A 7,931-nucleotide genomic window follows, 5' to 3' on the forward strand; every position below is an offset into this window, starting at 1 on the left:
GTCATGCAAAGCGCTCAAAAGCCGCTTGTCGAGATGACGCAGATCTGCCGGGTTTTTCCCGGCGTGATCGCGCTCGACAAGGTCAATTTCGAACTGTTGCCGGGAGAGGTGCACGTCCTCTTCGGAGAGAATGGCGCGGGGAAATCCACGCTGATCTCCATCCTTTCCGGCGTCTTCCCGCAGACGTCCGGATCGCTTCGGCTCGACGGCGAGGAAATCGCCTTCGCTTCCGTAGCGGATGCCAAGTCGAAGGGGGTCTCGGCCGTCTTCCAGGAATTCTCGCTGGTCCCGACGCTCAGCGTCGCCAAGAACATCTTCCTCGGCGCCGAGCCGATGATCGGCCCCTTCATCGACCGGCGGCGGATGGAGCGCGAGGCGAAAGATCTCTTCAGGACACTCGGCTTCGATATCGACGTCAGGGCCGCGGTCGGCTCGCTCTCGCGCGCCGAGCAGCAGATGACAGAAATCGCGAAGGCCGTCCATTCCAATGCCCGCGTGCTGATCCTCGACGAGCCGACGGCCTCGCTGACCGAGCGAGAGACGGAAACGCTCTTCCGCATCGTGAAGGATGCACAGGCGCGTGGCGTCGGCATCATCTATATCTCGCACCGCATCCAGGAATTCTCCGTCATCGCCGACCGGGTCACGGTCCTGCGCGATGGCAAGCTGATCGGAACCGTCAAGGTCGCCGACACCACACCGGAAAAGCTCGTGGAGATGATGACCGGCCGCGCCATCGGCCAGATTTACCCGACGATCGAGCGCGCCGCCGATCCCCAGCCGCTGCTTTCGATCCGCGATCTCCATGCGGCTGGCGTCGAGGGTGTCAATATCGAGATACGAGCCGGCGAAGTGCTCGGCGTTGCCGGTCTCGTCGGCAGCGGCAAATCGCGCTCCTTCCGCGCAGCGTTTGGTCTCGCGCCCATCCATTCCGGTGAGGTCCGTCTCGACGACCAGGATGTGACCGGTGCGCCGACCCGGACGTTTTTGGCGCGCGGCGTCTTCTATCTGCCGCCGGACCGGAAGAACGAAGGTCTCATTCTCAATGCGACAGCGCGAAACAATATCAATCTCGGCCTGCTCTTCCGGCCGGAAATTATAACAGCCACGGGCGTCTCGGTGCGGCGCCAGAACGCGCTTTCCACCGCCATCGGCCGAGAGGTCGATTTGACCGATGCCTATATGGAGCGGCCGATCGCCAATCTTTCCGGCGGCAACCAGCAAAAAGCGCTCTTCGGCAAGGGCTTTGGACGGGATTACCGGATCTATATCTTCGACGAACCGACCGTCGGCGTCGATGTCGGCACGCGCGCGGCGCTCTACAGGCTGATCAAAAACCTGGCGGAGGCCGGCAAGGCGGTGGTCGTCATCTCCTCCGACCTGCCGGAAGCCATGAACCTCGCCCATCGCCTGATCGTCTTTTCCAGTGGCCGGATCACGGCGGAGCTTTCGGGGGACGCGGTCACCGAAGCCAATGTCCTCAGCGCATTTTTCAGAACAGAAGGGGAAGCCGCATGACCGGCAGCGTCGAAACCACCACGGAGAACCAGGCGGTCGCCGGTTTCTCCCCGCTGGTCCTGTTGAAGCAAGTCTTCCTCCGGGCGGGCGTATTACCCTTTTTCCTGATCATCGCGCTCCTGATCTTCTCGATCGCCTCGCCGCAGTTCCTGACGGTGCAGAACCTCACCAACGTGGCGCGGCAATCGGTCTATCTGGTGCTCGTCTCGCTCGGCCAGATGCTGGTGCTGATCACCGGCGGGTTCGATCTGTCCGTCGGCACGGCGATCGTGCTCACCTCCGTCGTCTCGGCCTCCACCATGGTCGCCACCGCCGCGATGTTTCCCGATGCCGTCTGGCTGGTGATCGCACTTGGGCTTACCGCCGGCTTCCTCTCTGCTCTTGTCATCGGCCTCGTCAACGGGGTTGGCGTCTCCTTCTTCGGCGTCTCGCCCTTTATCATGACGCTCGGCGTGCAGTCGGTCGGCGCGGGCATCGCACTCTTCATCACCGGCGGCGTGCCGATCGGAAATCTTCCGTTCGAATTCGGCGACTTCTTTGGTTTCGGCCGGGTTTTCGGGGTTCCTGTCCCCGTCCTTGTCGCGCTGGTCGCCATCCTTGTCATGTGGATCGTCATGAACCGGCTGCGCTTCGGCGCCAAGGTCTATGCGGTCGGCGGCAATATCAAGGCAGCGCATCTTTCCGGCATTCACACCGCGCGCACCCTCTTCCTCGCCTATATCGTTTGTTCGCTGCTCGCCTCGCTCGCCGGTGTGCTGCTGACGGCCCGCGTCGAAAGCGGGGAAACCAATCTCGGCGGCACGATCGGGCTCGAATCCATTGCGGCTTGCGTGATCGCCGGCGTTTCGCTGCGCGGCGGCATCGGCCGCGTCGAGAATGTCGTGCTGGGCGCGTTCTTCATCGTGCTGGTGCAGAACGGCATGAACGTCATGCAGATCGGCTCCTACATGCAGATGGTGCTGCTTGGCAGCCTCCTGATCCTCGCCGTTATCATCGACCAGCTGCGGTATCGCATGCTGCTCGTGCGACGCTAAGGATCCTTTTGGGGGGAGGACGGGATCATGCGCAACTCGGACGGCTCCTTCGATGATGACATCGTCGATGTCGCGATCCTCGTCGAGCTCGATCCCATTGCCGGGGATGACCGGTTGGCGGAAGGCAGCATCCGGCCGCGGGCGACGGTCATGGACGCGGCCGAGGCCAGGCTCGACTGCCGGGCGCCAGACTGTTCAGCGAGGAATTGACCCATGCATCCGCCTGCCAAACGCTCCCTTCATATCGCGCGCTCGGTCACGGAGGCACTCGAGGCCCGCGCCCGTCTCGGCGACAATGCCGAATTCTTCGCCGGTGGTACCTGGATCATGCGGGCCGATCGGCGGGAGGAATTCGAGGACCGTCATTATATATCGATCGGCGGCATCGAAGCGCTTGCCGGCATCTTGATCTCGAAAGACGACGTCGTGATCGGGGCTTCCACGAGCCATGCCGAACTTGCCGCGGCGCTGACGGAGGTTGCGGGGTTCCGTGCGCTCCAAGTCGCGGCAGAGAAATCCGCCAATCCCGCGATCCGCAATCTGGCGACGGTCGGCGGCAATATCTGTACCGGCGGCTTTGCAGCCGCCGACCTCGTGCCGGCCCTTCTATGCCTTTCGGCGTCGCTCGAGTTCTCCGGCGCGGACGGTCTGGAACGGGTGCCGCTTGAAACCTTTCTGAAGACCAGGAGCGCCGTTCTGCCGGGGCGCATCCTGACCAGGATGATCGTGCCGCGCAGGCCCCGCCGCTCCGCCCATGCGCGGCTGCCCCTCAAGAAGGCCGGCGACTACCCCGTCGCCATTGTGAGCGCATCCTTTGCACTTGGCGAAAACGGCGCGGTCGAGGACGCCGTCATCGCCGTCGGCTCGGTGGAACACAGTGCAAGGCGCTGGACGGCGCTCGAAACGGCGATCCGCGGCCTCAGGCCCACGTCAGCCGATGTCGTCGCGCTTGCGAAGGAGACGGCCGGAGAGTTTCAGGGACGCGATGGCGTGGAGGCGCCGGGCTGGTACAGGGTGAAGGTACTTCCAGAACTCGCCCGTCGGGCATTCGAGGACCTTGCGGAAAGGAAGGTATGATGACCGTGATGCTCAGGATCAACGGCGAGGAGCGCGCCTTTTACGGCGACCCCATGACGCCGCTCGTCGATGTGCTGCGCGAAACCCTGCTGCTGACCGGTGCCAAAGCGGTCTGTCGTGAAGGGTTCTGCGGTGCCTGCACCGTCCTGATCGACGGTGTGCCTACACCCTCCTGTCTGAAGCCGGCGGGGCTTTCGGGTGGGGCCGAGATCACCTCCATCGAAGGGCTTGGCATCGAAGGCGAACTCACGGCGCTTCAGCAAGCGCTCGAGGACAACGACGTCGTCCAGTGCGGCATGTGCTTTCCGGGCATGGTGATGACGCTCACCCCTTTCCTTGCGGCAAAGCCCGATCCGACCCGCGAGGAGGTGAAGCAGGCGCTGGTCGGCAATATCTGTCGCTGCACCGGCTATGAACGCATCATCGACGCCGTACTTTCGATTGGGAACAAGGAGCGGACGCCATGACCGCGAGCATCGCCAACCCCGCCGTCATGAATCTGGCGCGACGCGACGCGCGCGACAAGCTGCGCGGACGCACCCGCTACACCATCGATCATGTGACGCCAGGGACATTGCATGCCTTCCTACTGCGCTCGGAGGTTCCGGCCGCGCGAATCCTGCGCCTCGACGTCACGAAAGCCCGCGCCATGCCGGGCGTCCGGGCAATCGCCACAGCCGCAGACGCACCGGGCTTTTTCGGCATCGGCATCGCCGACCACCCGCTTTTCGCCAAGGACGTCATCCGCTATGACGGCGAGCCGATCGCGGCGGTTGCCGCCGAAACGCTGCAACAGGCGCAGGCCGCCGCGGCCGCAATCGAACTGGAGATAGCCCCCCTTCCCGCGTCGATCACCATGGCGCAAGCGCTGGCGCCGGATGCGCCGCTGATCCACGAGAACTGGCGCGACTACGAAATCCTGCTGGAGGGTGCTGCCCGGGGCGGCAATGTCGCCTGGGAGGCAAAGGTGATGCGCGGCGACACGGAGGCCGCCTTCGCGCGGCCCGATGTGACGATCATCGACAGCTGCTTTTCCGTCGGCCGGCAGAACCACGTGCCCTTCGAACCCCGTGCGGTCGTCGCCACCTACGAGGATGGCCGTTTCCACATCAAGACCTCGACGCAGGTGCCCTGGACGGTGAGGAACGCCACCGCCCGCGCCCTCGATGTGCCGGCGTCCCAGATCCGCGTCACCGTGCCCCCGGTCGGCGGCGCCTTCGGGCTTAAATTCGACTGCTCGCTCGAACCCTTCGCCGCCGTGCTCGCCCGCAAGACCGGGCGCGCGGTGGCGCTCGTCAATTCGCGGCGCGAGGAGATGCTGACCTGCCTGTGCCGGGAAAACGCTGAAATCCGCATCCGTTCGGCCGTCACCAAAGAGGGTGAGATCGTCGGGCGCGAGGCGACTGTGCTGATGGATTGCGGGGCCTATGGCGGCGAGCAGATCTTTCTCACCACCATGACCGCACATACGCTCGGCGGCAATTACAAGCTCGGTTCGGCGCGCATTTCGAGCCGTGCGGTCTATACCAACACGGCGCCCAACGGTGCCTTCCGCGCTTGCAATGGCGTCTACAACACCTTTGCGCTGGAACGGCATACCGACGAGATCGCGGAAGCGATCGGCATGCATCCGATGGAGTTCCGTCGCCGCAACGTCATCGGCGATGGCGACCTCGGCTCGACAGGCCAGGTGTTCGAAGGTGACGTGCTTGGCCCCATGCTGGAAAAGATGGCAGCGCTCCAGGCAAAGGCCCCGGCAACGCCGCGCGCTCCCGACGACCGCCGCCTGTTCGGCCGGGCGACCACGGTCGGCACATGGTTCATCTTTGTCGGACCGTCTTCGGCGACGATCAACCTCAATACGGACGGCAGCGCGACACTGATCACATCCGGCGTCGAGATCGGCTCGGGCACCATGGTGCAATCGCTGCCGCAGATTGTCGCCGCACGGCTCGGCATCCGGCCGGAGGATGTCGTCGTCAAAGGCGCCGACACGGATGCCGCCGGCTTCGACCTCGGCGTCGGCGGCGGGCGCACGACGGTCTCGATCGGGGCGGCGAGCACGGCGGCAGCCGACGAGGTGCGCAAGCAGATTCTCCATGCCGCAGGCGAGTTGCTCCAGACCAGGGTCGAGGATCTGGAACTCGGCGCGGGCCGGGTCGAAATCCGTGGCGTCAAGGGCTCGGGCATGACGATCGCCAAGGTCGTCCAGCATCTTCATGGCACGGTCGGCCCGGTCGCGGGTACGGGCGCCTTCACCAATCCCGGCGTCGAGGCGATGGCGGGCTGCGCCATGGGCCATTTCATCGATGCGATCGACATTCCGGTCTTCGCCGTGCACGACTGCGAGGTCGCGGTCGATCCGGATACGGGCCATGTGGATGTTTTGAGCTACCGCGTCGTGCAGGATGTCGGGCGCGCGCTCAACCCTCGCGCCATCCATAGCCAGATCCAGGGTGGCGTCGTGCAGGGTCTCGGCTATGCGCTGCACGAGGACATGTCGGTCGGACCGGAAGGCCGCATCCTGCAGAGCGGTTTCGAGACCTACCGCCTGCCCGGCGCGCTCGACGTCGTGCCCGTGGAAATCGAGCTCCACGAGGGCGCGCCCTCGATCGGCCCGCTGGGCACGAAGGGGGCCGGCGAAGTCCCGATCCTCAATGTCGGAGCAACGATTGCCTGCGCGGTCAGCCGCGCGGTCGGTAAGCCGATCCACGAACTGCCGCTCACGCCGCCGAAGGTGCTCGATCTCATCCTCGGCGATCCACGCCATCTCGATCATCCGCATATCAGCGCGACCTGGATCGACAACACGATCCCCGTACGCGCTTAGCATCATCATCATCGGGGGCCTTGAACGGCATTGACGACAATGCCGGAGACGGCCACAGATTTGGAGCGCGCGGTCTCCCAGCTTTGCGCTGGACGGTGCGCTGGCGCCGGGGCTCGGGCTAGCGGGACACGCCCCCTCGCCCGAGCCGTCTGAGCGTCTGCGGCCACACAAATGCACAAGAACACAAATGTACGTCGCATGACCGTCAACGATTACACATAGATACTTATATTCTACGATAGGTAGAAACTCACAAAGAGACGAACAAACGCACAAACTTATTTAGTTTACATCTCCATATATCCTGCCCTCCCCCAAAAAAGAGGTTAGCGGCCGGGCGGCTCTTCCTCCCATTCTCAGAAAGGAAGGTCGGAAGGCCCAGCCGGAAGCTACGAAAACGATGCGCAGGCCTAAACTCCGGCTCCACCCTCTATCGCCTTGAGAGAGAAAAGAGGAATGAAGCGGGTGGGCGATGGCCATCTCCCCATAAGCTGATCTCGACGAGAACGAGGGGGCAGTGCAATCACGCCATGGCTGCGCCAAGCCAATAGTGGGGTTTCATTCCGGAAGGATCGGGGCTGAGCTCAAGGGTGCGTCAGCAACCAGGCAGCCATGATGACACGCGGTCAGCTCGTATTCCTCGCATCGCCGATCGCCTGCATTCGACCCAACCACCGTATTCCCAATGGAGAAGTCCGAAACATTGTTGGCGTCAGCTGAAAGGCCACGTCAGCTGCACTGCCCGGATGCCACCCGTTCCGACTTGGCGAGAAAGGGCGATAACGGGAAAGCCAATGAGAATGCGCCAGCGACGCACGAGGCACCCACCCAATTTCCGATGACCCACCATGGCGTTTCGGATGTTCGGACATCCGGTGCACAGCCCCCTTTCATGGAAAGGGATGGAAGACGATGGATGCTGATCGCAGGGCGCTGAGGAAAACATAAATACGAGCGCTTTCCCTCTCACTTTCCTGCTCCTCATCACTCTCACCCTCACCACCTTCAGCACTTCCACAGCAACTCCCAAGTACTTTCCAGTTTTCCAATCATCTTTGTTTCTCACCAAACACTCATCCCCCCAAAAACCACCAACATGTCTTACCCCAAGATGCAGCCGCTCCAGTCGGTCGCCCGCATGATCCATCCGGATGCCAACTATGCGGAGCTCCTCACGAAGTTTGCGGCCGTCGACCCCACTCCCGAGGCCCAAGTCAAGTTTTGTGCCGAGCAGCTCGGCGGCGGCGCCACGATCGGGCTCATGCAGGCCTTCCACCAGGGCCTCAACCTCACCGAGCGTGGCCGCGAGGCTCTCAAGCTCATCCTCACCTGCGAGGCCGGCCGCAAGAAGACGGGCGTCGCCCTTAAGTTGAACCGCACCCCCGGCATGCTGGTCACCGACCCCACTTTGGCGCTCCTCCCCAGTTCCTCCGTCCTGACCTATGACGACGTCGAAAAGGTCAAGTCGACTG

At 63.4% G+C, this 7,931-nt stretch carries 7 protein-coding genes; all 7 read left to right on the forward strand.

Annotation, left to right across the window (positions count from 1 at the left end; genetic code table 11):
• The first annotated feature begins 3 nt into the window (after positions 1-3).
• A complete protein-coding gene (locus tag GR138_RS27760; protein WP_160862505.1) occupies positions 4-1,518 on the forward strand; it encodes a sugar ABC transporter ATP-binding protein in 1,515 nt (504 codons plus the stop codon).
• Positions 1,515-2,552, forward strand: a complete 1,038-nt coding sequence (locus tag GR138_RS27765) for an ABC transporter permease (protein WP_160862506.1) — start codon at positions 1,515-1,517, stop codon at positions 2,550-2,552. The genes GR138_RS27760 and GR138_RS27765 overlap by 4 nt, the downstream gene beginning before the upstream one ends.
• 27 nt (positions 2,553-2,579) lie before the next feature.
• Positions 2,580-2,762 (forward strand): hypothetical protein, encoded by a 183-nt coding sequence (locus GR138_RS27770; RefSeq protein ID WP_160862507.1) that lies wholly within the window; start codon positions 2,580-2,582, stop codon positions 2,760-2,762.
• Positions 2,763-2,765: 3 nt separating this feature from the next.
• A complete protein-coding gene (locus GR138_RS27775; protein ID WP_160862508.1) occupies positions 2,766-3,629 on the forward strand; it encodes an FAD binding domain-containing protein in 864 nt (287 codons plus the stop codon).
• The gene (locus GR138_RS27780) at positions 3,629-4,096 is read left to right on the forward strand and encodes a (2Fe-2S)-binding protein (protein ID WP_160862509.1); all 468 of its coding nucleotides are present in this window, start codon (positions 3,629-3,631) and stop codon (positions 4,094-4,096) included. Before GR138_RS27775 ends, GR138_RS27780 begins: the two co-directional genes overlap by 1 nt.
• Positions 4,093-6,459 (forward strand): xanthine dehydrogenase family protein molybdopterin-binding subunit, encoded by a 2,367-nt coding sequence (locus GR138_RS27785; protein WP_160862510.1) that lies wholly within the window; start codon positions 4,093-4,095, stop codon positions 6,457-6,459. Before GR138_RS27780 ends, GR138_RS27785 begins: the two co-directional genes overlap by 4 nt.
• Positions 6,460-7,555: 1,096 nt before the next feature.
• Positions 7,556-7,931: hypothetical protein (locus tag GR138_RS27790; protein ID WP_160862511.1), on the forward strand; the 376-nt coding region annotated here is incomplete at its 3' end.

This window comes from Shinella kummerowiae (genome assembly GCF_009827055.1).
In the GTDB taxonomy this organism is placed as follows: Bacteria; Pseudomonadota; Alphaproteobacteria; order Rhizobiales; family Rhizobiaceae; genus Shinella; species Shinella kummerowiae.

Excerpts from the sequence above, each read along its gene's own strand:
- GR138_RS27775 (WP_160862508.1), top strand. The coding sequence starts at position 2,766 with ATGCATCCGCCTGCCAAACGCTCCCTTCATATCGCGCGCTCGGTCACG.
- GR138_RS27770 (WP_160862507.1), top strand. The coding sequence starts at position 2,580 with ATGCGCAACTCGGACGGCTCCTTCGATGATGACATCGTCGATGTCGCG.
- GR138_RS27785 (WP_160862510.1), top strand. The coding sequence starts at position 4,093 with ATGACCGCGAGCATCGCCAACCCCGCCGTCATGAATCTGGCGCGACGC.
- GR138_RS27760 (WP_160862505.1), top strand. The coding sequence starts at position 4 with ATGCAAAGCGCTCAAAAGCCGCTTGTCGAGATGACGCAGATCTGCCGG.
- GR138_RS27765 (WP_160862506.1), top strand. The coding sequence starts at position 1,515 with ATGACCGGCAGCGTCGAAACCACCACGGAGAACCAGGCGGTCGCCGGT.
- GR138_RS27780 (WP_160862509.1), top strand. The coding sequence starts at position 3,629 with ATGACCGTGATGCTCAGGATCAACGGCGAGGAGCGCGCCTTTTACGGC.